Here is a 22,713-nt window from a genome sequence, read left to right on the forward strand (position 1 = left end):
TCGGGGTCGTTGGTTCGAATCCGACAAGAGGCTCGAAGGGATGATGAAAGTCTTCCGGCTCGCATAGCGAGGAAAGAATTAGAAGAAGAACTGAGAATAAAACATCTGTCTTCGGAGTATTGTTCGCTTTTTGATTTTAATTCTTCGTTTTAAGTATTAAGGGCAAATACCAGAGTGGCCAAATGGGGCAGACTGTAAATCTGCTGTCTTTCGACTTCGGTGGTTCGAATCCATCTTTGCCCACAATCAGAGTGACAACTTTGGCAAGAATGCGGAAGTAGCTCAGTTGATAGAGCATTAGCCTTCCAAGCTGAGGGTCGCGGGTTTGAGCCCCGTCTTCCGCTCTTTTTTCTTGCTGTTATAGCTCAGTGGTAGAGCACTTCCTTGGTAAGGAAGAGGTCCCGGGTTCAAATCCCGGTAACAGCTCATAAAGATGTAAATGCTGATTATTAATCAAATAAATAACAAGTAAAGCTATGGCTAAAGAGAAATTTGAACGTACCAAACCGCACGTAAACATTGGTACAATCGGTCACGTAGACCACGGTAAGACAACGTTGACAGCTGCTATCACTACGGTGTTGGCAAAAAAAGGTCTTTCTGAGTTGCGTTCTTTCGATTCTATCGATAACGCTCCTGAAGAAAAAGAAAGAGGTATTACTATCAATACTTCACACGTTGAGTACGAAACAGCTAACCGTCACTACGCACACGTTGACTGTCCGGGACACGCCGACTACGTAAAGAACATGGTAACTGGTGCTGCTCAGATGGATGGTGCTATCATCGTTTGTGCTGCAACTGATGGTCCGATGCCTCAGACTCGCGAACATATCTTGTTGGCTCGTCAGGTAAACGTTCCTCGTCTGGTTGTATTCTTGAACAAGTGCGATATGGTAGACGACGAAGAAATGTTGGAACTCGTTGAAATGGAAATGAGAGAACTTCTTTCATTCTATGATTTCGATGGTGACAATACTCCTATCATCCAGGGTTCTGCTCTTGGCGCATTGAACGGTGTAGAAAAATGGGAAGACAAAGTTATGGAACTGATGGATGCAGTTGATAACTGGATTCCGCTTCCTCCGCGCGATGTTGATAAACCATTCTTGATGCCGGTTGAAGACGTGTTCTCTATCACAGGTCGTGGTACTGTAGCAACAGGTCGTATCGAATCTGGTATCATCCACGTAGGTGATGAAGTTGAAATCCTTGGTTTAGGTGAAGATAAGAAATCAGTTGTAACTGGTGTTGAAATGTTCCGTAAACTGTTGGATCAGGGTGAAGCTGGTGACAACGTAGGTTTGTTGCTCCGTGGTGTTGACAAGAACGAAATCAAACGTGGTATGGTTCTTTGTAAACCGGGTCAGATTAAACCACACTCTCGCTTCAAAGCTGAGGTTTATATCCTGAAGAAAGAAGAAGGTGGTCGTCACACTCCGTTCCACAACAAATACCGTCCTCAGTTCTACTTGCGTACTATGGACTGTACAGGTGAAATCACTTTGCCGGAAGGAACAGAAATGGTAATGCCGGGTGATAACGTAACTATCACTGTAGAGTTGATCTACCCAGTAGCATTGAACCCAGGTCTTCGTTTCGCTATCCGCGAAGGTGGACGTACAGTAGGTGCTGGTCAGATTACTGAAATTATCGACTAATACAACAATAATTAATCAGTTCCCGGTTTTACCATCGGGAACTGATTATGTACAAACGGGAGTAGCTCAGTTGGTAGAGCACCGGTCTCCAAAACCGGGTGTCGGGAGTTCGAGCCTCTCCTCCCGTGCTAATATTATTGAAATGAAAAAGGTAATAGCTTATATTAAAGAATCTTACGACGAACTTGTTCATAAAGTATCGTGGCCTACGTATTCCGAACTTGCTAACAGTGCAGTAGTTGTTTTATATGCTTCCCTGCTTATTGCATTGGTAGTATGGGGTATGGATGTCTGTTTCCAGAACTTCATGGAAAAAATTGTTTATCCACATTAAAAAAATAGGAATTGAAAATGGCTGAGATTGAAAAGAAATGGTACGTTCTGCGTGCTATTAGCGGAAAAGAAGCTAAGGTAAAGGAATATCTTGAAGCTGATCTTAAAAACAGCGACCTTGGTGAATATGTATCTCAGGTATTGATTCCAACTGAAAAAGTGTATCAGGTTCGCAATGGTAAAAAAATTGTGAAAGAGAGAAGTTATCTCCCTGGTTACGTTTTAGTGGAGGCTGCTTTGGTCGGTGAGGTCGCTCATCACCTACGCAATACTCCGAATGTGATAGGCTTTTTAGGTGGCTCCGAAAAACCGGTGCCTCTCAGACAATCAGAAGTGAATCGTATACTTGGTACAGTAGACGAGCTACAGGAAACGGGTGAAGAACTCAATATTCCGTATGTAGTGGGTGAGACTGTGAAAGTTACTTTTGGTCCTTTCAGCGGATTCAGTGGTATCATTGAAGAAGTGAATAGCGAAAAGAAGAAACTAAAGGTCATGGTGAAGATATTCGGGCGCAAAACGCCGCTTGAATTAGGCTTTATGCAAGTGGAAAAAGAATAACGCGGAATTGTTACGCTGTTGTTGTTCTTCGTTTAATGTTTATATATAAATCAATAAAAAAATGGCTAAAGAAGTTGCTGGACTAATCAAGTTACAGATTAAAGGAGGCGCTGCAAATCCATCACCCCCAGTTGGACCTGCTTTGGGTTCCAAGGGTATTAATATCATGGAATTTTGCAAGCAATTCAATGCCAGAACCCAAGACAAGGCAGGTAAGATTTTGCCTGTTATCATTACTTACTACGCAGATAAGTCTTTCGATTTTGTAATCAAGACTCCTCCCGTTGCTATTCAATTGCTTGAAGTAGCTAAGGTAAAGAGTGGTTCTGCTGAGCCTAACCGTAAGAAAGTTGCCGAGCTTACTTGGGAACAGATTCGTACGATTGCTCAGGACAAAATGGTTGACTTAAACTGTTTTACTGTGGATGCTGCCATGAGAATGGTTGCTGGTACAGCTAGAAGTATGGGTATCGCTGTAAAAGGGGAGTTCCCGGTTAATAACTAATAAACTTCAATTGTAATGGGTAAACTGACAAAAAATCAAAAGTTAGCTGCAGAAAAAATTGAAGCAGGGAAAGCATACTCACTGAAAGAAGCTGCATCTTTAGTAAAAGAAATTACTTTCACTAAATTTGATGCCTCACTGGATATTGACGTACGTTTAGGTGTAGACCCACGTAAAGCTAACCAGATGGTGAGAGGTGTTGTTTCACTTCCTCATGGTACTGGTAAAGAAGTACGTGTTTTGGTACTCTGTACACCGGATGCTGAAGCTGCTGCAAAAGAAGCTGGTGCTGACTATGTTGGTCTTGACGAATATATTGAAAAGATCAAAGGTGGATGGACTGATATTGATGTAATTATCACTATGCCATCTATCATGGGTAAAATTGGTGCACTCGGTCGTGTACTCGGTCCTCGTGGATTGATGCCTAACCCGAAGAGTGGTACTGTAACTATGGATGTTGCTAAAGCTGTAAAAGAAGTAAAACAAGGTAAGATTGACTTTAAAGTTGATAAGAGCGGTATCGTTCATACTTCTATCGGTAAGGTATCATTCAGTCCTGATCAGATTCGCGACAACGCGAAAGAGTTTATCTCTACTCTGAACAAACTGAAACCGACCGCAGCAAAGGGTACATATATTAAGAGTATTTATCTTTCTAGTACAATGAGTGCGGGTATCAAGATCGACCCGAAATCAGTGGAAGAAATCTAATAAAACAGAGAAATAATGAGAAAGGAAGATAAAAATTCGATTATAGAGCAAATTGCTGCTACAGTAAAGGAATATAACCACTTCTACCTGGTAGACGTTACAGCGATGAACGCTACTGCTACAAGTGCATTGAGAAGAGATTGTTTCAAATCTGACATCAAATTGATGGTAGTTAAGAATACATTGCTTCACAAAGCTCTTGAGAGCCTGGAAGAAGACTTCTCTCCTCTTTACGGTTCTTTGAAAGGTACAACAGCTGTTATGTTTTGCAACACTGCAAACGTACCTGCTAAACTGATCAAGGACAAAGCTAAAGACGGAATTCCCGGACTGAAAGCTGCATATGCAGAAGAAAGCTTCTATATTGGTGCAGACCAATTGGATGCTCTCGTTGCTATCAAGAGTAAGAACGAAGTCATCGCCGATATCGTTGCATTGTTGCAATCTCCGGCCAAGAATGTTATTTCTGCTCTTCAATCAGGTGGTAACACCCTTCACGGAGTTCTCAAAACTCTTGGTGAGAGACCCGAATAATTTTCAAAAAACAACAAAGTATTTAAACAATTAAAATCATACAAAAAATGGCAGATTTGAAAGCTTTTGCAGAACAATTAGTTAACTTGACAGTAAAAGAAGTTAATGAACTTGCAACTATCCTTAAAGAAGAATACGGTATTGAACCTGCTGCTGCAGCTGTTGCTGTTGCTGCTGGTCCTGCAGCTGGTGCTGCTGCTGTAGAAGAAAAAACTTCTTTCGACGTAGTATTGAAGAGTGCTGGTGCAGCTAAACTTCAGGTTGTTAAGGCCGTTAAGGAAGCTTGTGGTCTTGGCTTGAAAGAAGCTAAGGACATGGTAGACGGTGCTCCTAGTGTAGTAAAAGAAGGTTTGGCTAAAGACGAAGCAGAATCATTGAAGAAAACATTGGAAGAAGCTGGAGCTGAAGTTGAACTTAAATAACATTAGCCTGGTAATCAGGTAATTCGGTTAGGAATCCTTCGCAAGAGGATTCTTAACCTTTTTGTGTATATATTTCAAATTAAGTTCTCCAAATTCATTCACAGATGTCTTCAAATACTGTAAATCAAAGAGTTAATTTTGCTTCGACTAAGAATCCGCTTGAATATCCGGATTTCCTGGAAGTACAATTGAAGTCATTCCAAGACTTTCTACAATTAGATACCCCACCTGAAAAGCGCAAGAATGAGGGTTTGTATAAAGTATTTGCTGAAAACTTCCCTATTGCCGATACAAGAAACAATTTTGTTCTTGAGTTTTTGGATTATTATATTGATCCGCCGCGCTATACCATCGATGATTGTATAGAGCGTGGGCTCACATATAGTGTTCCTTTGAAAGCGAAACTTAAGCTGTACTGTACTGACCCCGATCATGAGGATTTTGATACAGTTATTCAGGACGTATTCCTCGGCCCGATTCCTTATATGACTGACAAGGCTACTTTCGTCATTAACGGTGCCGAACGTGTAGTTGTGTCACAGCTTCACCGTTCTCCGGGTGTGTTCTTCGGTCAGAGTGTACATGCCAATGGTACGAAACTTTATTCGGCTCGTATTATCCCGTTTAAAGGTTCGTGGATTGAGTTTGCTACTGACATCAATAATGTGATGTATGCATACATCGACCGTAAGAAGAAATTGCCGGTAACTACTTTGTTACGTGCGATTGGCTTCGAGAACGATAAGGATATTCTTGAGATTTTCAACCTTGCAGAAGATGTGAAGGTAAACAAGACAAATCTGAAGAGAGTTCTAGGTCGTAAGTTAGCTGCACGTGTTTTGAAAACATGGATTGAAGATTTCGTTGATGAAGATACCGGTGAAGTGGTTTCTATCGAACGTAACGAGGTTATTATCGACCGTGAAACCGTGCTGGAGGAAGTACATATTGATGAAATTTTGGAATCGGGAGTTCAAAACATCCTTTTACATAAGGACGAGCCGAATCAATCTGATTTCTCTATTATATATAATACCCTGCAGAAGGACCCGAGTAACTCGGAAAAGGAAGCTGTGTTGTATATCTACCGTCAGTTGCGTAACGCTGATCCGGCTGATGACGCAAGTGCACGTGAAGTTATCAACAACTTGTTCTTCTCAGAAAAACGATATGACCTTGGTGATGTAGGTCGATACAGAATTAACAAGAAGTTGAATCTGACGACTGATATGGACGTGCGTGTCCTCACGAAGGAAGATATCATTGAAATCATTAAATATCTGATTGAGTTGATTAACTCAAAAGCGGATGTGGATGATATTGACCACTTGAGTAACCGTCGTGTGCGTACAGTTGGTGAGCAGCTTTCTAATCAGTTTGCTGTTGGTCTGGCTCGTATGTCTCGTACGATTCGTGAACGTATGAATGTTCGTGACAATGAAGTATTTACTCCGATCGATTTGATCAATGCGAAGACTATTTCTTCTGTGATCAACTCTTTCTTTGGAACAAATGCTTTGTCACAGTTCATGGACCAGACAAACCCGCTGGCTGAAATTACGCACAAGCGTCGTATGTCTGCACTGGGGCCTGGTGGTCTTTCTCGTGAACGTGCCGGATTTGAGGTTCGTGACGTTCACTATACACACTATGGTCGTCTATGCCCGATTGAGACTCCTGAAGGTCCGAATATCGGTTTGATCTCTTCCTTGTGTGTATTCGCTAAAATTAATGAGCTGGGATTCATTGAAACTCCGTACCGTAAAGTGGAAAACGGAAAAGTGGATCTTTCCGATAATGGTCTGGTTTATCTGACTGCTGAAGAAGAAGAAGAAAAGATTATTGCACAGGGTAATGCTCCGTTGAATGATGACGGTACATTTGTCCGCAATAAAGTTAAATCTCGTCAGGACGCTGACTTCCCGGTTGTAGAACCGTCTGAAGTAGATTTGATGGACGTTTCTCCTCAGCAGATTGCATCGATTGCTGCTTCACTGATTCCGTTCCTGGAACATGATGATGCTAACCGTGCATTGATGGGATCAAACATGATGCGCCAGGCAGTTCCTTTGTTGAGAAGTGAAGCTCCGATTGTAGGTACAGGTATCGAACGTCAGTTAGTGAGAGACTCTCGCACGCAGATTACTGCAGAAGGCGATGGTGTTGTTGACTTCGTTGATGCAACTACGATCCGTATTTTGTATGACCGTACAGAAGACGAAGAATTTGTAAGCTTCGAGCCTGCTTTGAAAGAATATAGAATTCCGAAGTTCCGTAAGACGAACCAGAACATGACTATTGACTTGCGTCCGATTTGTGACAAAGGTCAGCGCGTGAAGAAGGGTGACATCCTGACTGAAGGTTATTCTACCGAAAAGGGTGAATTAGCTTTGGGTAAAAACCTGTTGGTTGCTTATATGCCATGGAAGGGATATAACTATGAGGATGCTATCGTATTGAACGAACGCGTGGTTCGCGAGGACTTGTTGACTTCTGTTCACGTAGAAGAATACTCTCTGGAAGTTCGTGAAACGAAGCGCGGTATGGAAGAATTGACTTCTGATATTCCGAATGTAAGTGAGGAAGCTACTAAAGACCTGGATGAAAATGGTATCGTAAGAATCGGTGCGCGTATCGAACCGGGTGATATCATGATCGGTAAGATTACTCCGAAAGGTGAATCTGATCCTTCTCCGGAAGAAAAACTGCTTCGTGCTATCTTCGGTGATAAGGCAGGTGATGTGAAAGATGCTTCTTTAAAAGCTTCTCCTTCTTTGAAAGGTGTTGTTATTGATAAGAAACTTTTCTCACGTGTAATCAAGAACCGTAGCTCTAAACTGGCGGATAAAGCATTGTTGCCTAAGATTGACGATGAGTTTGAATCAAAGGTTGCAGACTTGAAGCGTATTCTGGTTAAGAAACTGATGACTTTGACTGAAGGCAAGGTTTCTCAGGGTGTGAAAGACTACTTGGGCGCAGAAGTTATTGCTAAGGGATCTAAGTTCAGTGCTTCTGATTTTGATTCACTTGACTTTACTTCTATTCAGCTGAGTAACTGGACTAGTGATGACCATACTAATGGTATGGTTCGTGATCTGGTTATGAACTTTATCAAGAAATACAAAGAACTGGATGCTGAATTGAAACGTAAGAAGTTTGCTATCACTATCGGTGATGAACTTCCGGCTGGTATCATTCAGATGGCTAAAGTATATATTGCTAAGAAACGTAAGATTGGTGTAGGTGATAAGATGGCAGGTCGTCACGGAAACAAGGGTATCGTGTCACGTGTTGTACGTCAGGAAGATATGCCGTTCTTGGCAGATGGTACTCCGGTTGACATTGTACTGAATCCGTTGGGTGTGCCTTCTCGTATGAACATTGGTCAGATTTTTGAAGCTGTATTAGGTCGTGCCGGAAAAACTTTGGGCGTGAAATTTGCAACTCCTATTTTTGACGGTGCTACGATGGACGACTTGGATCAGTGGACAGACAAAGCGGGATTGCCACGTTACTGTAAAACTTATCTTTGTGATGGTGGTACAGGTGAGCAATTTGACCAGGCAGCAACCGTAGGTGTGACTTATATGCTGAAGCTGGGGCACATGGTTGAAGACAAGATGCACGCTCGTTCTATCGGTCCGTACTCATTGATTACTCAGCAACCTCTTGGTGGTAAAGCACAATTCGGTGGTCAGCGTTTCGGAGAAATGGAGGTTTGGGCACTCGAAGGCTTCGGTGCTGCTCATATCCTGCAGGAAATCTTGACTATTAAGTCTGACGACGTAGTAGGACGTTCTAAGGCTTATGAAGCAATTGTGAAAGGTGAACCGATGCCGCAACCCGGTATTCCGGAATCCTTGAACGTATTGTTACACGAGTTGAGAGGTTTAGGTTTGAGTATCAACCTAGAATAAAATAATGAAAGAATGCAGGATGTCAATAGGCCGATGAAGGTCTGTTGACATTCGCATCTTCTTCAATTTCCAATGATTCAATTATCAAATCTCAATTATATAGAGTATGGCTTTTAGAAAAGAAAATAAGACGAAAAGCAATTTCTCGAAGATCTCAATTGGTCTGGCTTCTCCGGAAGAAATCCTAGAGAATTCGAGTGGTGAAGTTTTGAAGCCTGAAACCATAAATTACCGTACGTACAAACCCGAACGCGATGGTTTGTTCTGCGAGCGCATTTTTGGTCCCATTAAGGATTACGAATGCCATTGCGGTAAATATAAGCGTATCCGTTATAAAGGTATCGTCTGCGACCGTTGTGGTGTAGAAGTTACAGAAAAGAAAGTACGCCGTGAACGTATGGGACATATACAGCTGGTGGTGCCGGTGGCACACATCTGGTATTTCCGTTCGCTTCCAAATAAGATCGGTTATTTGCTCGGACTGCCGACAAAGAAGCTGGATTCGATTATATATTACGAACGTTATGTTGTTATTCAGCCGGGTGTAAAGGCTGAAGATGGCATTGCCGAATATGATTTACTTTCTGAAGAAGAATATCTGGATATTCTGGATACACTTCCGAAGGACAATCAATATCTGGAGGATAATGATCCGAATAAGTTTATCGCTAAGATGGGAGCTGAAGCAATCTATGATTTGCTGGCTCGTTTGGATCTGGATGCTCTGTCTTATGAATTGCGTCACCGTGCAGGCAATGATGCTTCACAGCAACGTAAGAATGAGGCATTGAAACGTCTGCAGGTTGTAGAATCGTTCCGTGCATCACGTGGACGTAACAAGCCGGAATGGATGATTGTACGTATCGTACCGGTTATTCCGCCCGAACTTCGTCCATTAGTTCCATTGGATGGTGGTCGTTTTGCTACTTCTGACTTGAATGACCTTTATCGTCGTGTTATCATTCGTAACAACCGTCTGAAGAGATTGATCGAAATCAAAGCTCCGGAAGTAATCTTACGTAATGAGAAACGTATGCTTCAGGAATCTGTAGACTCATTGTTCGATAATTCACGTAAATCAAGTGCAGTGAAGACGGATGCTAACCGCCCGTTGAAATCACTGTCTGATAGCTTGAAAGGTAAACAAGGACGTTTCCGTCAGAACTTGCTGGGTAAACGTGTTGACTACTCTGCACGTTCGGTAATTGTCGTTGGTCCGGAACTGAAGATGGGTGAGTGCGGTATTCCTAAATTGATGGCTGCCGAACTTTATAAGCCGTTTATTATCCGTAAGCTCATTGAACGTGGTATCGTTAAGACGGTGAAATCTGCAAAGAAGATTGTAGATCGTAAGGAAGCGGTGATCTGGGATATTCTGGAACACGTAATGAAAGGACATCCTGTACTGTTGAACCGTGCTCCGACATTGCACCGTTTGGGTATCCAGGCATTCCAGCCGAAGATGATCGAAGGCAAAGCTATCCAGTTGCACCCGTTGGCATGTACGGCATTCAACGCCGACTTTGACGGTGACCAGATGGCTGTTCACTTGCCTTTGAGTAACGAAGCAATTCTTGAAGCTCAGATGTTGATGCTTCAGTCACATAATATCCTGAATCCGGCAAATGGTGCGCCTATTACTGTGCCTGCACAGGATATGGTTCTTGGTTTGTATTATATTACCAAGTTGCGTGCCGGTGCTAAGGGAGAAGGACTTACATTCTACGGACCGGAAGAAGCATTAATTGCTTATAATGAAGGTAAGGTAGATATTCATGCTCCGGTAAAGGTTATCGTGAAAGACGTTGATGAAAATGGTAACATTGTTGACGTTATGCGTGAAACCTCTGTAGGACGTGTGATTGTTAATGAAATTGTTCCTCCTGAAGCAGGTTATATCAATACGATTATTTCTAAGAAATCTCTTCGTGATATCATTAGTGATGTAATCAAGGTTTGTGGTGTGGCTAAAGCTGCAGACTTCTTGGATGGAATCAAGAACTTAGGTTACCAAATGGCCTTTAAGGGTGGTTTGTCATTCAACTTGGGTGATATTATTATCCCGAAAGAAAAAGAGACATTGGTACAAAAAGGTTACGACGAAGTTGAACAAGTCGTAAATAACTATAATATGGGGTTCATTACCAACAACGAACGTTATAATCAGGTAATTGATATCTGGACACATGTGAACTCTGAGTTGTCTAACATCTTGATGAAAACTATTTCTTCGGATGACCAAGGATTTAACTCTGTATACATGATGCTGGATTCGGGTGCCCGTGGTTCTAAAGAACAGATTCGTCAGTTGTCCGGTATGCGTGGTTTGATGGCTAAGCCCCAGAAAGCTGGTGCTGAAGGTGGTCAGATTATTGAAAACCCGATCTTGTCAAACTTTAAAGAGGGACTTTCTGTGTTGGAGTACTTTATCTCCACTCACGGTGCCCGTAAAGGTTTGGCGGATACCGCTTTGAAGACTGCCGATGCCGGATATTTGACTCGTCGTCTGGTAGACGTTTCTCACGACGTGATCATCACAGAAGAAGACTGCGGTACACTTCGTGGATTGGTTTGTACAGACTTGAAGAATAACGATGAAGTAATCGCTACCCTGTATGAACGCATCTTAGGTCGTGTTTCTGTACATGATATTATTCATCCTACTACAGGCGAATTGCTTGTTGCCGGTGGTGAAGAAATCACAGAAGAAGTTGCTAAGAAGATTCAGGATTCTCCGATTGAAAGCGTTGAAATCCGTTCTGTATTGACTTGTGAAGCGAAGAAGGGTGTTTGTGCTAAGTGTTACGGACGTAACCTGGCAACAAGCCGCATGGTTCAGAAGGGTGAGGCTGTCGGTGTAATTGCTGCTCAGTCAATCGGTGAGCCGGGTACACAGTTGACATTGCGTACATTCCACGCCGGTGGTACTGCTGCGAATATTGCGGCAAATGCAAGTATTGTGGCTAAGAACAGTGCTCGTCTGGAATTTGAAGAACTTCGTACGGTAGATATCGTAGACGAAATGGGTGAAGCTGCAAAAGTAGTGGTAGGCCGTTTGGCTGAAGTTCGTTTTGTGGACGTAAATACTGGTATCGTTCTTTCTACGCACAATGTACCTTATGGTTCTACATTATATGTTTCGGATGGTGATCTGGTTGAAAAGGGTAAGTTAATTGCTAAATGGGACCCGTTCAATGCCGTTATTATAACTGAAGCAACTGGTAAGATTGAATTCGAAGGTGTAATTGAGAATGTTACTTATAAAGTGGAATCGGATGAAGCAACCGGTCTTCGTGAAATCATTATTATTGAATCTAAGGATAAAACGAAAGTTCCTTCGGCTCATATCCTGACAGAAGACGGCGATTTGATTCGTACTTATAATTTACCGGTAGGTGGTCACGTGATTATTGAAAATGGTCAGAAAGTGAAAGCCGGTGAAGTAATCGTGAAGATTCCGCGTGCTGTAGGTAAGGCGGGTGACATCACGGGTGGTCTTCCTCGTGTTACTGAGTTGTTTGAAGCACGTAATCCGTCTAATCCTGCTGTCGTTTCTGAAATTGACGGTGAGGTTACAATGGGTAAGATCAAGCGTGGTAACCGTGAAATCATCGTAACTTCGAAAACAGGTGAAGTGAAGAAGTATCTTGTTGCATTGTCCAAACAGATTCTGGTTCAGGAGAACGACTATGTGCGTGCTGGTACTCCATTATCTGACGGTGCTACTACTCCGGCTGATATCCTGGCAATTAAAGGTCCTACGGCTGTACAGGAATATATTGTGAATGAAGTTCAGGATGTATACCGTCTGCAGGGTGTGAAGATCAATGATAAGCATTTTGAGATTATCGTTCGCCAGATGATGCGTAAGGTTCAGATCGATGAGCCGGGTGATACTCGCTTCTTGGAACAACAGGTAGTGGATAAGCTTGAGTTTATGGAAGAGAACGATCGTATCTGGGGTAAGAAAGTCGTTGTTGATGCAGGTGATTCTCAGAATATGCAGCCGGGACAGATTGTGACTGCCCGCAAGTTGCGTGATGAGAACAGTATGCTGAAGCGCCGTGACTTGAAACCTGTTGAGGTACGTGATGCTGTAGCTGCAACTTCTACTCAGATTCTTCAGGGTATTACGCGTGCTGCACTGCAGACTTCAAGCTTTATGTCAGCTGCATCCTTCCAGGAAACAACGAAGGTATTGAATGAGGCTGCTATCAATGGCAAGACAGATAAACTTGAAGGAATGAAGGAAAACGTAATTTGCGGTCACTTAATTCCGGCAGGTACAGGTCAGCGTGAATTTGAAAAGATTATCGTTGGTTCAAAAGAAGAGTATGATCGTATCTTGGCGAACAAGAAGACAGTACTTGATTACAATGAAGTAGAATAATACAATTCAATTGACTATATGAAAAAGGAGCGATTGCTGTAATAGGCAGTTGCTCCTTTTTTTGTTTCTTTTACCTGACTGTATCATTCTTATCTCGATAAAATTTTGTTATTTTGCAAAAAAACATTTTATCTTATTTAATATGGAAGAACAAAATAACAACCAGTTACAGATCGAGTTGAAAGAAGAAGTAGCGCAAGGAACTTATGCGAATCTTGCAATCATTACTCATTCAAGCTCAGAGTTTATTCTAGACTTTGTACGGGTTATGCCAGGAGTGCCGAAAGCAGGAGTGCAATCTCGTATTATAGTAGCTCCAGAACACGCAAAACGCTTGTTGCGGGCATTGGAGGATAACATAGCAAAGTATGAACGTGCTTTTGGGCCTATTCGTATTTCTGAAGAGTCACCGATGCCTCCGCTAAGTGTTGTAAAAGGCGAAGCATGAGGTTGATATAAAAACATTAAAAAAGAAAAAAAAGTTGTAGCGCATTGAATATTCAAATATTATTCGTATTTTTGCAGCCCAAAATGTATAGTTACGAAATTAATATAACAATAATATAAATCAAAAAACAATTAAAATGCCTACAATTCAGCAATTAGTAAGAAAAGGACGCGAAGTGCTGGTGGAGAAAAGTAAATCTCCAGCCTTGGATTCATGTCCTCAAAGACGTGGCGTTTGCGTGAGAGTATATACTACTACTCCGAAGAAGCCGAACTCTGCAATGCGTAAAGTAGCTCGTGTACGTTTGACTAACCAAAAAGAGGTTAACTCATACATTCCGGGAGAAGGACACAACTTGCAGGAACACTCAATCGTTTTGGTACGTGGCGGTCGTGTAAAAGACCTTCCTGGTGTACGTTACCACATTGTACGTGGTACACTTGATACTGCAGGTGTTGCTGGTCGTACTCAAAGACGTTCTAAATACGGAGCTAAGCGTCCGAAACCAGGACAAGCTGCGCCGGCTAAGAAAAAATAAGGATTAAAACCTAATTAGAATTAAAGTAATAACTTACGTTTTAGTTTGTTGGAAATGCTAAAGGTTGAGTAAATTCTCCGGTGGGAGAGTTGAAGAAGTCAAGAAGTAGACAACCAAGAACAAAAACATTATTTTTCAAACAAATGAGAAAAGCAAAACCCAAAAAACGCGTAATCCTTCCGGATCCCGTTTTTAATGACCAAAAGGTTTCTAAGTTTGTAAACCATTTGATGTATGATGGTAAAAAGAATGCGTCTTATGAAATCTTTTATGCCGCTCTGGAAACAGTGAAAGCAAAACTTCCTAACGAAGAAAAATCAGCTCTCGAAATCTGGAAAAAGGCTTTGGATAATGTAACTCCGCAAGTAGAAGTAAAATCTCGTCGTGTAGGTGGTGCTACCTTCCAGGTTCCTACTGAAATCCGTCCTGATCGTAAAGAATCGGTTTCAATGAAAAACTTGATTCTGTTTGCTCGCAAAAGAGGTGGTAAATCTATGGCAGACAAATTGGCTGCTGAAATCATGGATGCCTTTAACGAACAAGGTGGTGCATACAAACGTAAAGAAGATATGCATAGAATGGCTGAAGCTAACCGTGCATTTGCCCATTTCAGATTCTAATACTATAAGAATATAACCGATTTAGATTAAAAACTTAAAGTAAAGGAATAAGAAAATGGCAAAGACAGATTTACATTTGACTCGTAATATCGGTATCATGGCTCACATTGATGCCGGAAAAACAACAACTTCTGAACGTATCCTGTTCTACACTGGATTGACTCACAAAATTGGTGAGGTACACGATGGTGCTGCAACAATGGACTGGATGGAACAGGAGCAAGAACGTGGTATTACTATTACATCTGCTGCAACAACAACAAGATGGAAATATGCTGGTGATACTTATAAAATCAACTTGATTGACACTCCGGGACACGTTGACTTTACTGCTGAAGTAGAACGTTCGTTACGTATCCTGGATGGTGCTGTGGCTGCTTACTGTGCAGTAGGTGGTGTAGAACCTCAATCAGAAACTGTATGGCGTCAAGCTGATAAGTATAATGTGCCACGTATTGCGTACGTAAACAAAATGGACCGTTCGGGTGCTGACTTCTTTGAGGTTGTACGCCAGATGAAAGCTGTTTTGGGTGCTAATCCTTGTCCAATCGTTGTTCCTATTGGTGCTGAGGAAACCTTCAAAGGTCTAGTAGACTTGATTAAAATGAAAGCTATCTATTGGCATGATGAAACAATGGGGGCTGACTATACAGTTGAAGAAATACCGGCAGATCTCGTTGATGAAGCAAATGAATGGAGAGATAAAATGCTTGAAAAGGTAGCTGAGTTTGACGATGCTTTGATGGAGAAATATTTCGACGATCCTTCTACTATTACAGAAGAAGAAGTGTTGAGAGCTCTCCGCAATGCAACAGTTCAGATGGCAGTTGTACCAATGTTGTGTGGCTCTTCATTTAAGAATAAGGGTGTTCAGACATTGTTGGATTATGTTTGTGCTTTCTTGCCTTCTCCATTGGATACTGAGAATGTGATTGGTACAAATCCGAATACAGGTGCAGAAGAAGATCGTAAACCGAGTGATGATGAGAAAACATCAGCTTTGGCATTTAAGATTGCTACTGACCCTTATGTAGGTCGTTTGACTTTCTTCCGTGTATATTCGGGTAAGATTGAAGCTGGTTCTTATATCTATAATTCTCGCTCTGGTAAGAAAGAACGTGTTTCTCGTCTGTTCCAGATGCATTCAAACAAGCAGAATCCGGTTGAAGTAATCGGTGCTGGTGATATTGGTGCAGGTGTAGGTTTTAAAGATATTCATACAGGTGATACGCTTTGTGATGAAACAGCTCCGATCGTATTAGAGTCTATGGACTTCCCAGAACCGGTAATCGGTATTGCAGTTGAGCCTAAAACTCAGAAAGACATGGATAAATTGTCTAACGGTTTGGCTAAGCTCGCTGAAGAAGATCCGACATTTACAGTTAAGACTGATGAGCAAACAGGACAGACTGTAATCTCTGGTATGGGTGAGTTACACTTGGATATCATTATTGACCGTTTGAAACGTGAATTTAAAGTAGAATGTAACCAAGGTAAACCTCAGGTTAATTATAAAGAAGCTATCACTAAGACAGTTGATCTTCGTGAAGTTTATAAGAAACAGTCTGGTGGTCGTGGTAAGTTTGCAGATATTATCGTTAAGATCGGTCCTGTTGATGAAGATTTCAAAGAAGGCGGATTGCAGTTTATCGATGAAGTGAAGGGTGGTAATATTCCTAAAGAATTTATTCCTTCAGTTCAGAAAGGTTTCACAAGCGCAATGAAGAACGGTGTGTTGGCCGGATATCCGTTGGATTCAATGAAAGTAACTTTGATTGATGGTTCATTCCACCCGGTTGACTCTGACCAGTTGTCTTTCGAAATCTGTGCTATTCAGGCATATAAGAATGCATGTGCTAAAGCTGGTCCAGTATTGATGGAGCCTATCATGAAACTGGAGGTTGTTACTCCGGAAGAAAACATGGGTGATGTGATCGGTGACTTGAATAAGCGTCGTGGCCAGGTTGAAGGGATGGAATCTAGCCGTTCCGGTGCTCGTATCGTGAAAGCAATGGTGCCACTGGCTGAAATGTTTGGTTATGTAACAGCGTTACGTACTATTACATCAGGTCGCGCAACTTCATCAATGGTATATTCTCATCACGCTCAAGTTTCTAACTCTATTGCTAAGGCAGTATTGGAAGAAGTAAAAGGACGTGCTGATTTACTCTAAAAGAATATCAAAAGCAGCAGGCTAGCGAATGACTCTTAGCCTGCCGCTTTATCTTATTTATAAATATATTAATTTAAAACCATAATGAGTCAGAAAATTAGAATTAAATTGAAATCTTACGACCACAACTTGGTTGACAAGTCAGCTGAGAAGATTGTAAGAACCGTAAAGGCTACGGGTGCTATTGTTAGTGGTCCAATTCCTCTGCCTACGCACAAGCGTATCTTTACAGTAAACCGCTCGACTTTCGTTAACAAGAAGTCACGTGAACAGTTTGAACTCTCTTCTTATAAGAGATTGATCGACATCTATAGCTCAACTGCTAAGACAGTAGATGCTCTTATGAAGCTTGAGTTGCCGAGTGGTGTGGAAGTAGAAATTAAAGTTTGATAATTAAAAATTAGTGAAATGCCAGGATTATTAGGAAAAAAAATCGGAATGACATCCGTTTTCAGTGCTGATGGTAAGAATGTACCATGCACTGTTATCGAAGCAGGTCCTTGTGTTGTTACTCAGGTTAAAACTGTCGAAAAAGATGGCTATGCAGCTGTTCAGTTGGGTTTTCAGGACAAAAAGGAAAAACATACAACTAAACCGTTGATGGGTCACTTTAAGAGAGCTGGAGTAACACCGAAGAGACACTTGGCCGAGTTCAAAGAATTTGAAACAGAGTTGAATCTGGGTGATACTATTACTGTAGAGATGTTTAATGACGCTACTTTCGTAGATGTTGTCGGAACTTCTAAAGGTAAAGGCTTCCAGGGTGTAGTTAAGAGACATGGTTTCGGTGGTGTAGGTCAAGCTACTCACGGTCAGCATAATCGTGCTCGTAAGCCGGGTTCTATCGGTGCTTGTTCTTATCCAGCTAAAGTATTCAAAGGAATGCGCATGGGCGGACAGCTCGGTGGTGACAGAGTTACTGTTCAAAACTTGCAGGTATTAAAAGTAATCGCGGATCATAACCTTCTTTTGATCAAAGGTTCTATCCCGGGTTGCAAAGGTTCAATCGTAATAATTGAGAAATAATGGAAGTTAACGTATATAACATTAAAGGTGAAGACACTGGGAGAAAGGTTACGTTAAACGAATCTATCTTCGGAATTGAGCCCAACGACCACGCTATCTATTTGGATGTAAAGCAATTTATGGCCAACCAGCGTCAGGGTACTCATAAGTCAAAAGAAAGAAGTGAAATCAGTGGCTCTACTCGTAAGATCGGTCGCCAGAAAGGTGGTGGTGGAGCACGTCGTGGTGATATGAATTCACCGGTGCTCGTTGGTGGTGCTCGTGTTTTTGGTCCGAAACCAAGAGACTACTTCTTCAAGTTGAATAAAAAAGTTAAGACATTGGCTCGTAAGTCAGCATTGTCTTATAAAGTTCAGAACAACGCGCTTATTGTTGTTGAAGACTTCGTTTTTGAAGCTCCTAAGACAAAAGATTTCGTTGCTATGACAAAAAATCTTAAAGTTTCCGATAAAAAGCTACTCGTAATTTTACCGGAAGCAAATAAAAACGTATATTTGTCAGCTCGTAACATAGAGGGTGCAAACGTGCAGACTGTCTCAGGATTAAATACTTACAGAGTATTGAATGCTGGGGTTGTTGTGCTTACAGAAAACTCTCTGAAGGCTATTGACAATATCTTAATTTAAAAAGGAGGCTTAAATAATGGGAATTATTATTAAACCGTTGGTAACAGAGAAAATGACTGCAATCACTGATAAGCTGAATCGTTTCGGCTTTGTTGTACGTCCTGATGCTAACAAACTGGAAATTAAGAAGGAAGTTGAAGCTCTTTATAATGTTACTGTAGTTGATGTGAATACAGTGAAGTATGCAGGCAAAAATAAAAGCCGTTATACTAAAGCAGGTATCATCAATGGCCGTACGAATGCATTCAAAAAAGCAATTGTAACATTGAAAGAAGGAGATACTATTGATTTTTATAGTAATATTTAATAAAAATGGCAGTACGTAAATTAAAGCCCACAACACCGGGGCAAAGACATAAAATTATTGGTACTTTCGAAGAAATTACTGCATCAGTACCAGAAAAGTCTCTTGTATATGGTAAGAAATCATCTGGTGGTCGTAACAACGAAGGTAAGATGACTATGCGCTACATTGGTGGCGGTCATAGAAAGGTGATTAGAATTGTTGATTTCAAGAGAAACAAAGACGGTGTACCAGCAGTGGTTAAGACAATTGAATACGATCCGAATCGTTCGGCTCGTATCGCTTTGTTATATTACGCTGATGGAGAAAAAAGATATATTATTGCTCCCAATGGATTGCAAGTTGGTGCGACTCTGATGTCGGGTGAAACAGCAGCGCCAGAGATTGGTAATACTCTTCCTCTTCAGAACATTCCGGTTGGTACTGTAATTCACAATATTGAGTTACGTCCGGGACAGGGTGCTGCTCTGGTTAGATCAGCTGGAAACTTTGCTCAGTTAACTTCTCGTGAGGGTAAGTATTGTGTGATTAAATTGCCTTCAGGTGAAGTAAGACAGATTCTTAGCACTTGTAAAGCTACTATCGGTAGTGTTGGTAACTCAGATCATGGATTGGAACGCTCAGGTAAGGCTGGACGTTCTCGTTGGCAAGGTCGTCGTCCTCGTAACCGTGGTGTTGTAATGAACCCGGTTGATCACCCGATGGGTGGTGGTGAAGGACGTTCTTCCGGAGGACATCCAAGATCTCGTAAGGGATTGTACGCTAAGGGACTTAAGACTAGAGCTCCTAAGAAACAATCGTCTAAGTACATTATTGAGAGAAGAAAAAAGTAATCTGATTAATTGAGTAAACTATGAGTCGTTCATTAAAAAAAGGTCCATATATTAACGTAAAGCTTGAAAAGAGAATTTTTGCCATGAATGAATCTGGCAAAAAAGTCGTAGTAAAGACATGGGCCAGAGCTTCAATGATTTCGCCTGATTTTGTAGGCCATACAGTTGCAGTTCACAATGGAAATAAATTTATTCCTGTATATGTTACCGAAAATATGGTAGGACACAAGTTGGGCGAATTCGCTCCAACTCGTACATTCAGAGGACACGCTGGTAACAAGAAAAGATAACAGGAATTATTTGAAATAATAAAGTAATAAATATAATGGGAGCAAGAAAAAAAATATCGGCTGAAAAAAGAAAAGAAGCCCTTAAGACCATGTATTTTGCTAAATTGCAAAATGTTCCTACTTCTCCACGTAAGATGCGCTTAGTCGCTGATATGATTCGTGGTATGGAAGTGAACAGAGCACTTGGTGTTTTGAAATTTTCTTCAAAAGAAGCTGCTGCAAGAGTGGAAAAATTGCTTCGCTCTGCAATTGCTAACTGGGAACAGAAAAACGAACGTAAAGCAGAAAGCGGCGAGTTGTTCGTAACGCAGATTTTTGTTGATGGTGGCGCTACACTCAAAAGAATGAGACCGGCACCGCAGGGTAGAGGTTATAGAATTCGCAAACGTTCAAATCACGTAACATTGTTCGTTGGTGCTAAAAGTAATAACGAAGATCAAAATTAAGGTAGATGGGACAAAAAGTTAATCCAATAAGCAACCGTTTAGGAATTATCAGAGGATGGGATTCTAACTGGTATGGTGGAAATGATTACGGTGATTCTTTGCTGGAAGATAGCAAAATCCGTAAATATCTTAATGCAAGACTTGCAAAGGCAAGTGTATCAAGAATCGTAATTGAACGTACGCTGAAGCTCGTTACTATTACCGTTTGCACTGCTCGCCCGGGTATTATCATCGGTAAAGGTGGCCAAGAAGTTGATAAGTTAAAAGAAGAGTTGAAGAAGGTTACCGACAAAGATATTCAGATTAATATCTTTGAAGTGAAAAGACCGGAACTGGATGCTGTAATTGTTGCTAACAACATTGCTCGCCAGGTAGAAGGTAAAATTGCCTACCGCCGTGCCATTAAAATGGCTATCGCAAATACAATGCGTATGGGTGCTGAAGGTATCAAAATTCAGATTTCAGGACGTTTGAATGGAGCTGAAATGGCTCGTTCTGAAATGTATAAAGAAGGAAGAACTCCGTTACACACTTTCAGAGCTGATATCGACTACTGTCATGCTGAAGCATTGACTAAAGTGGGTCTTTTAGGTATCAAAGTTTGGATTTGTAGAGGTGAAGTGTTTGGTAAGAAAGAATTAGCTCCGAACTTTACACAAAGCAAAGAAAGTGGTCGTGGAAACAATGGTGGAAACAACGGCGGAAAGAACTTCAAAAGAAAGAAAAATAATCGCTAAACGAATTTGAATTTTAGGAAACTATGTTACAACCGAAAAAGACAAAATTCAGAAGACAACAAAAAGGCCGTGCAAAAGGTAATGCTCAGAGAGGCAACCAGCTGGCTTTCGGTTCTTTTGGCATTAAGGCTTTGGAAACTAAATGGATTACAGGCCGTCAGATCGAAGCTGCTCGTATTGCAGTAACAAGATATATGCAACGTCAAGGACAGATCTGGATCCGTATATTCCCGGATAAACCAATTACTAGAAAACCTGCCGATGTGCGTATGGGTAAAGGTAAAGGTGCTCCCGAGGGATTTGTGGCTCCTGTAACTCCAGGTAGAATCATTATTGAAGCTGAAGGAGTATCTTACGAAATCGCGAAAGAAGCATTGCGCTTAGCTGCTCAAAAGCTTCCTATTACAACGAAGTTTGTCGTAAGACGTGATTATGATATTCAAAATCAAAATGCGTAAGGTTTATGAAAATTGCAGAAATTAAAGAAATGACTACTAATGATTTAGTAGAAAGAGTAGAGGCAGAAACAGCTAATTATAACCAGATGGTTATCAATCATTCTATTTCTCCTTTGGAAAATCCTGCTCAAATCAAACAATTACGCAGGACTATTGCGCGTATGAAAACAGAATTACGCCAAAGAGAACTTAACAATAAATGATCAGCTTGATGGAAGCAAGAAATTTAAGAAAAGAAAGAACAGGGGTTGTATTGAGCAACAAGATGGAAAAAACTATCACAGTTGCTGCCAAGTTTAAAGAAAAACACCCTATATATGGTAAGTTCGTTAGTAAAACGAAGAAGTACCATGCTCATGATGAAAAGAATGAATGCAATATCGGTGATACTGTACGCATCATGGAAACTCGTCCTTTGAGCAAGACTAAAAGATGGAGATTAGTAGAAATAATTGAAAGAGCTAAGTAATTATGATACAAGTAGAATCCAGACTTACAGTATGTGATAACAGTGGAGCTAAAGAAGCTTTGTGTATCCGTGTATTGGGTGGCACAGGTCGTCGTTATGCTTCAGTAGGAGATGTTATTGTAGTTTCCGTAAAGAGTGTTATCCCTTCGAGTGATGTTAAAAAAGGTGCAGTATCAAAGGCTTTGATTGTACGTACGAAGAAAGAAATCCGTCGTCCTGATGGTTCTTATATACGTTTTGATGATAATGCTTGCGTGTTGCTTAATAATGCAGGTGAAATTAGAGGAAGTCGTATTTTCGGTCCTGTAGCAAGAGAACTTCGTGCTACAAACATGAAGGTTGTGTCACTTGCGCCTGAGGTACTTTAATTTTGTAAAAGATTTGAGTAATGAGTAAATTACATATTAAAAAAGGCGATACAGTTTACGTAAATGCTGGCGAAGATAAGGGCAAAACTGGTCGTGTATTGAAGGTTCTTGTTAAAGAAGGTCGTGCAATTGTTGAGGGTATCAATATGGTATCTAAGAGCACTAAGCCGAATGCAAAGAATCCGCAGGGTGGTATTGTGAAGCAAGAAGCTTCTATCCACATTTCAAACTTGAACCCGGTTGATCCAAAAACTGGTAAAGCAACGCGTATTGGGAGAAGAAAGAGTTCTGAAGGAACTTTAGTGCGTTATTCTAAAAAATCAGGAGAGGAGATTTAGTA

General features: G+C 41.2%; 26 protein-coding genes and 4 tRNA genes. All 30 read left to right on the forward strand.

Annotated features, from left to right (window positions below; all coding sequences use genetic code 11):
* Positions 1-160 precede the first annotated feature (160 nt).
* The 30 genes from HMPREF2794_RS04305 to rplX all read left to right on the forward strand — a co-directional run bounded on the left by HMPREF2794_RS04305 (position 161) and on the right by rplX (position 22,711).
* Positions 161-243 (forward strand) — tRNA-Tyr (locus HMPREF2794_RS04305).
* A 28-nt stretch (positions 244-271) separates the two neighbouring features.
* Positions 272-344: transfer RNA gene (locus tag HMPREF2794_RS04310), tRNA-Gly, on the forward strand.
* 10 nt (positions 345-354) lie between these two features.
* A tRNA-Thr gene (locus tag HMPREF2794_RS04315) sits at positions 355-426 on the forward strand.
* Between the two features lie 50 nt (positions 427-476).
* Positions 477-1,661 carry an elongation factor Tu gene (gene tuf, locus HMPREF2794_RS04320; RefSeq protein ID WP_008762026.1) on the forward strand — a complete coding sequence of 395 codons (1,185 nt, stop codon included), beginning with the start codon at positions 477-479 and terminating at the stop codon, positions 1,659-1,661.
* Positions 1,662-1,716: 55 nt separating this feature from the next.
* Positions 1,717-1,789, forward strand: a tRNA-Trp gene (locus HMPREF2794_RS04325).
* Positions 1,790-1,803: 14 nt separating this feature from the next.
* A complete protein-coding gene (gene secE / locus HMPREF2794_RS04330) occupies positions 1,804-1,995 on the forward strand; it encodes a preprotein translocase subunit SecE (protein ID WP_004296363.1) in 192 nt (63 codons plus the stop codon).
* A gap of 17 nt (positions 1,996-2,012) precedes the next feature.
* Positions 2,013-2,555 carry a transcription termination/antitermination protein NusG gene (gene nusG / locus HMPREF2794_RS04335; RefSeq protein ID WP_004296362.1) on the forward strand — a complete coding sequence of 181 codons (543 nt, stop codon included), beginning with the start codon at positions 2,013-2,015 and terminating at the stop codon, positions 2,553-2,555.
* Between the two features lie 61 nt (positions 2,556-2,616).
* Positions 2,617-3,060: a 50S ribosomal protein L11 gene (gene rplK, locus HMPREF2794_RS04340; RefSeq protein WP_008762027.1), complete on the forward strand. Its 444-nt coding sequence runs from the start codon at positions 2,617-2,619 to the stop codon at positions 3,058-3,060.
* A 15-nt stretch (positions 3,061-3,075) separates the two neighbouring features.
* Complete coding sequence (gene rplA / locus HMPREF2794_RS04345) at positions 3,076-3,774, forward strand: 50S ribosomal protein L1 (RefSeq protein ID WP_010535562.1); 699 nt, start codon at positions 3,076-3,078, stop codon at positions 3,772-3,774.
* A gap of 15 nt (positions 3,775-3,789) precedes the next feature.
* Positions 3,790-4,308 carry a 50S ribosomal protein L10 gene (gene rplJ, locus HMPREF2794_RS04350; protein ID WP_010535561.1) on the forward strand — a complete coding sequence of 173 codons (519 nt, stop codon included), beginning with the start codon at positions 3,790-3,792 and terminating at the stop codon, positions 4,306-4,308.
* 47 nt (positions 4,309-4,355) lie between these two features.
* Positions 4,356-4,730 (forward strand): 50S ribosomal protein L7/L12, encoded by a 375-nt coding sequence (gene rplL, locus HMPREF2794_RS04355; RefSeq protein ID WP_002558082.1) that lies wholly within the window; start codon positions 4,356-4,358, stop codon positions 4,728-4,730.
* 104 nt (positions 4,731-4,834) lie between these two features.
* Positions 4,835-8,647 carry a DNA-directed RNA polymerase subunit beta gene (gene rpoB / locus HMPREF2794_RS04360; protein ID WP_008762029.1) on the forward strand — a complete coding sequence of 1,271 codons (3,813 nt, stop codon included), beginning with the start codon at positions 4,835-4,837 and terminating at the stop codon, positions 8,645-8,647.
* Positions 8,648-8,753: 106 nt separating this feature from the next.
* Positions 8,754-13,037: a DNA-directed RNA polymerase subunit beta' gene (rpoC, locus tag HMPREF2794_RS04365; protein WP_008762030.1), complete on the forward strand. Its 4,284-nt coding sequence runs from the start codon at positions 8,754-8,756 to the stop codon at positions 13,035-13,037.
* Positions 13,038-13,179: 142 nt separating this feature from the next.
* Positions 13,180-13,485, forward strand: a complete 306-nt coding sequence (locus tag HMPREF2794_RS04370) for a DUF3467 domain-containing protein (protein ID WP_008762031.1) — start codon at positions 13,180-13,182, stop codon at positions 13,483-13,485.
* A 136-nt stretch (positions 13,486-13,621) separates the two neighbouring features.
* On the forward strand, positions 13,622-14,023 hold the full coding sequence (gene rpsL / locus HMPREF2794_RS04375; protein ID WP_005675419.1) for a 30S ribosomal protein S12: 402 nt from the start codon (positions 13,622-13,624) through the stop codon (positions 14,021-14,023).
* A gap of 143 nt (positions 14,024-14,166) precedes the next feature.
* Positions 14,167-14,643, forward strand: coding sequence for a 30S ribosomal protein S7 (gene rpsG, locus HMPREF2794_RS04380; protein ID WP_008762032.1), 477 nt, complete (start codon positions 14,167-14,169; stop codon positions 14,641-14,643).
* A gap of 55 nt (positions 14,644-14,698) precedes the next feature.
* Positions 14,699-16,816 carry an elongation factor G gene (gene fusA / locus HMPREF2794_RS04385; protein WP_008762033.1) on the forward strand — a complete coding sequence of 706 codons (2,118 nt, stop codon included), beginning with the start codon at positions 14,699-14,701 and terminating at the stop codon, positions 16,814-16,816.
* Between the two features lie 84 nt (positions 16,817-16,900).
* Positions 16,901-17,206 carry a 30S ribosomal protein S10 gene (gene rpsJ / locus HMPREF2794_RS04390; protein ID WP_002558075.1) on the forward strand — a complete coding sequence of 102 codons (306 nt, stop codon included), beginning with the start codon at positions 16,901-16,903 and terminating at the stop codon, positions 17,204-17,206.
* Between the two features lie 18 nt (positions 17,207-17,224).
* Entirely contained in the window at positions 17,225-17,842 is a 618-nt protein-coding gene (rplC, locus tag HMPREF2794_RS04395; protein ID WP_008762034.1) for a 50S ribosomal protein L3, read from the forward strand.
* Positions 17,842-18,468 (forward strand): 50S ribosomal protein L4, encoded by a 627-nt coding sequence (gene rplD / locus HMPREF2794_RS04400; protein ID WP_008762035.1) that lies wholly within the window; start codon positions 17,842-17,844, stop codon positions 18,466-18,468. The genes rplC and rplD overlap by 1 nt, the downstream gene beginning before the upstream one ends.
* 16 nt (positions 18,469-18,484) lie before the next feature.
* Complete coding sequence (gene rplW, locus HMPREF2794_RS04405) at positions 18,485-18,775, forward strand: 50S ribosomal protein L23 (RefSeq protein ID WP_007747932.1); 291 nt, start codon at positions 18,485-18,487, stop codon at positions 18,773-18,775.
* Between the two features lie 5 nt (positions 18,776-18,780).
* Positions 18,781-19,605 carry a 50S ribosomal protein L2 gene (gene rplB, locus HMPREF2794_RS04410; protein WP_008765427.1) on the forward strand — a complete coding sequence of 275 codons (825 nt, stop codon included), beginning with the start codon at positions 18,781-18,783 and terminating at the stop codon, positions 19,603-19,605.
* A gap of 20 nt (positions 19,606-19,625) precedes the next feature.
* A complete protein-coding gene (gene rpsS / locus HMPREF2794_RS04415; RefSeq protein ID WP_008762037.1) occupies positions 19,626-19,895 on the forward strand; it encodes a 30S ribosomal protein S19 in 270 nt (89 codons plus the stop codon).
* 35 nt (positions 19,896-19,930) lie between these two features.
* Positions 19,931-20,341, forward strand: a complete 411-nt coding sequence (gene rplV, locus HMPREF2794_RS04420) for a 50S ribosomal protein L22 (protein WP_004296344.1) — start codon at positions 19,931-19,933, stop codon at positions 20,339-20,341.
* 5 nt (positions 20,342-20,346) lie between these two features.
* On the forward strand, positions 20,347-21,078 hold the full coding sequence (rpsC, locus tag HMPREF2794_RS04425) for a 30S ribosomal protein S3 (protein ID WP_008762038.1): 732 nt from the start codon (positions 20,347-20,349) through the stop codon (positions 21,076-21,078).
* 23 nt (positions 21,079-21,101) lie between these two features.
* Positions 21,102-21,536 (forward strand): 50S ribosomal protein L16, encoded by a 435-nt coding sequence (gene rplP / locus HMPREF2794_RS04430; RefSeq protein WP_002558067.1) that lies wholly within the window; start codon positions 21,102-21,104, stop codon positions 21,534-21,536.
* Positions 21,537-21,541: 5 nt separating this feature from the next.
* Complete coding sequence (rpmC, locus tag HMPREF2794_RS04435) at positions 21,542-21,739, forward strand: 50S ribosomal protein L29 (RefSeq protein ID WP_008762039.1); 198 nt, start codon at positions 21,542-21,544, stop codon at positions 21,737-21,739.
* Positions 21,736-22,005 (forward strand): 30S ribosomal protein S17, encoded by a 270-nt coding sequence (gene rpsQ, locus HMPREF2794_RS04440; RefSeq protein WP_008762040.1) that lies wholly within the window; start codon positions 21,736-21,738, stop codon positions 22,003-22,005. The genes rpmC and rpsQ overlap by 4 nt, the downstream gene beginning before the upstream one ends.
* Before the next feature lie 2 nt (positions 22,006-22,007).
* Positions 22,008-22,373, forward strand: a complete 366-nt coding sequence (gene rplN, locus HMPREF2794_RS04445) for a 50S ribosomal protein L14 (protein ID WP_004296340.1) — start codon at positions 22,008-22,010, stop codon at positions 22,371-22,373.
* Positions 22,374-22,393: 20 nt separating this feature from the next.
* Complete coding sequence (rplX, locus tag HMPREF2794_RS04450; RefSeq protein ID WP_008762041.1) at positions 22,394-22,711, forward strand: 50S ribosomal protein L24; 318 nt, start codon at positions 22,394-22,396, stop codon at positions 22,709-22,711.
* Positions 22,712-22,713: the final 2 nt, after the last annotated feature.

Origin of the sequence: Bacteroides sp. HMSC067B03, from assembly GCF_001811315.1 — a bacterium.
Classification (GTDB): Bacteria; Bacteroidota; Bacteroidia; order Bacteroidales; family Bacteroidaceae; genus Bacteroides; species Bacteroides faecis.

Coding starts and splice junctions, on each gene's coding strand:
- rplV (WP_004296344.1), top strand. CDS start 19,931: ATGGGAGCAAGAAAAAAAATATCGGCTGAAAAAAGAAAAGAAGCCCTT.
- nusG (WP_004296362.1), top strand. CDS start 2,013: ATGGCTGAGATTGAAAAGAAATGGTACGTTCTGCGTGCTATTAGCGGA.
- rplN (WP_004296340.1), top strand. CDS start 22,008: ATGATACAAGTAGAATCCAGACTTACAGTATGTGATAACAGTGGAGCT.
- rplC (WP_008762034.1), top strand. CDS start 17,225: ATGCCAGGATTATTAGGAAAAAAAATCGGAATGACATCCGTTTTCAGT.
- secE (WP_004296363.1), top strand. CDS start 1,804: ATGAAAAAGGTAATAGCTTATATTAAAGAATCTTACGACGAACTTGTT.
- rplL (WP_002558082.1), top strand. CDS start 4,356: ATGGCAGATTTGAAAGCTTTTGCAGAACAATTAGTTAACTTGACAGTA.
- rpoB (WP_008762029.1), top strand. CDS start 4,835: ATGTCTTCAAATACTGTAAATCAAAGAGTTAATTTTGCTTCGACTAAG.
- rpmC (WP_008762039.1), top strand. CDS start 21,542: ATGAAAATTGCAGAAATTAAAGAAATGACTACTAATGATTTAGTAGAA.
- rplP (WP_002558067.1), top strand. CDS start 21,102: ATGTTACAACCGAAAAAGACAAAATTCAGAAGACAACAAAAAGGCCGT.
- rpsG (WP_008762032.1), top strand. CDS start 14,167: ATGAGAAAAGCAAAACCCAAAAAACGCGTAATCCTTCCGGATCCCGTT.
- rpsQ (WP_008762040.1), top strand. CDS start 21,736: ATGATCAGCTTGATGGAAGCAAGAAATTTAAGAAAAGAAAGAACAGGG.
- fusA (WP_008762033.1), top strand. CDS start 14,699: ATGGCAAAGACAGATTTACATTTGACTCGTAATATCGGTATCATGGCT.
- rplK (WP_008762027.1), top strand. CDS start 2,617: ATGGCTAAAGAAGTTGCTGGACTAATCAAGTTACAGATTAAAGGAGGC.
- rpoC (WP_008762030.1), top strand. CDS start 8,754: ATGGCTTTTAGAAAAGAAAATAAGACGAAAAGCAATTTCTCGAAGATC.
- rpsL (WP_005675419.1), top strand. CDS start 13,622: ATGCCTACAATTCAGCAATTAGTAAGAAAAGGACGCGAAGTGCTGGTG.
- rplW (WP_007747932.1), top strand. CDS start 18,485: ATGGGAATTATTATTAAACCGTTGGTAACAGAGAAAATGACTGCAATC.
- rpsJ (WP_002558075.1), top strand. CDS start 16,901: ATGAGTCAGAAAATTAGAATTAAATTGAAATCTTACGACCACAACTTG.
- HMPREF2794_RS04370 (WP_008762031.1), top strand. CDS start 13,180: ATGGAAGAACAAAATAACAACCAGTTACAGATCGAGTTGAAAGAAGAA.
- rplD (WP_008762035.1), top strand. CDS start 17,842: ATGGAAGTTAACGTATATAACATTAAAGGTGAAGACACTGGGAGAAAG.
- rplA (WP_010535562.1), top strand. CDS start 3,076: ATGGGTAAACTGACAAAAAATCAAAAGTTAGCTGCAGAAAAAATTGAA.
- rplJ (WP_010535561.1), top strand. CDS start 3,790: ATGAGAAAGGAAGATAAAAATTCGATTATAGAGCAAATTGCTGCTACA.
- rplB (WP_008765427.1), top strand. CDS start 18,781: ATGGCAGTACGTAAATTAAAGCCCACAACACCGGGGCAAAGACATAAA.
- rpsC (WP_008762038.1), top strand. CDS start 20,347: ATGGGACAAAAAGTTAATCCAATAAGCAACCGTTTAGGAATTATCAGA.
- tuf (WP_008762026.1), top strand. CDS start 477: ATGGCTAAAGAGAAATTTGAACGTACCAAACCGCACGTAAACATTGGT.
- rpsS (WP_008762037.1), top strand. CDS start 19,626: ATGAGTCGTTCATTAAAAAAAGGTCCATATATTAACGTAAAGCTTGAA.
- rplX (WP_008762041.1), top strand. CDS start 22,394: ATGAGTAAATTACATATTAAAAAAGGCGATACAGTTTACGTAAATGCT.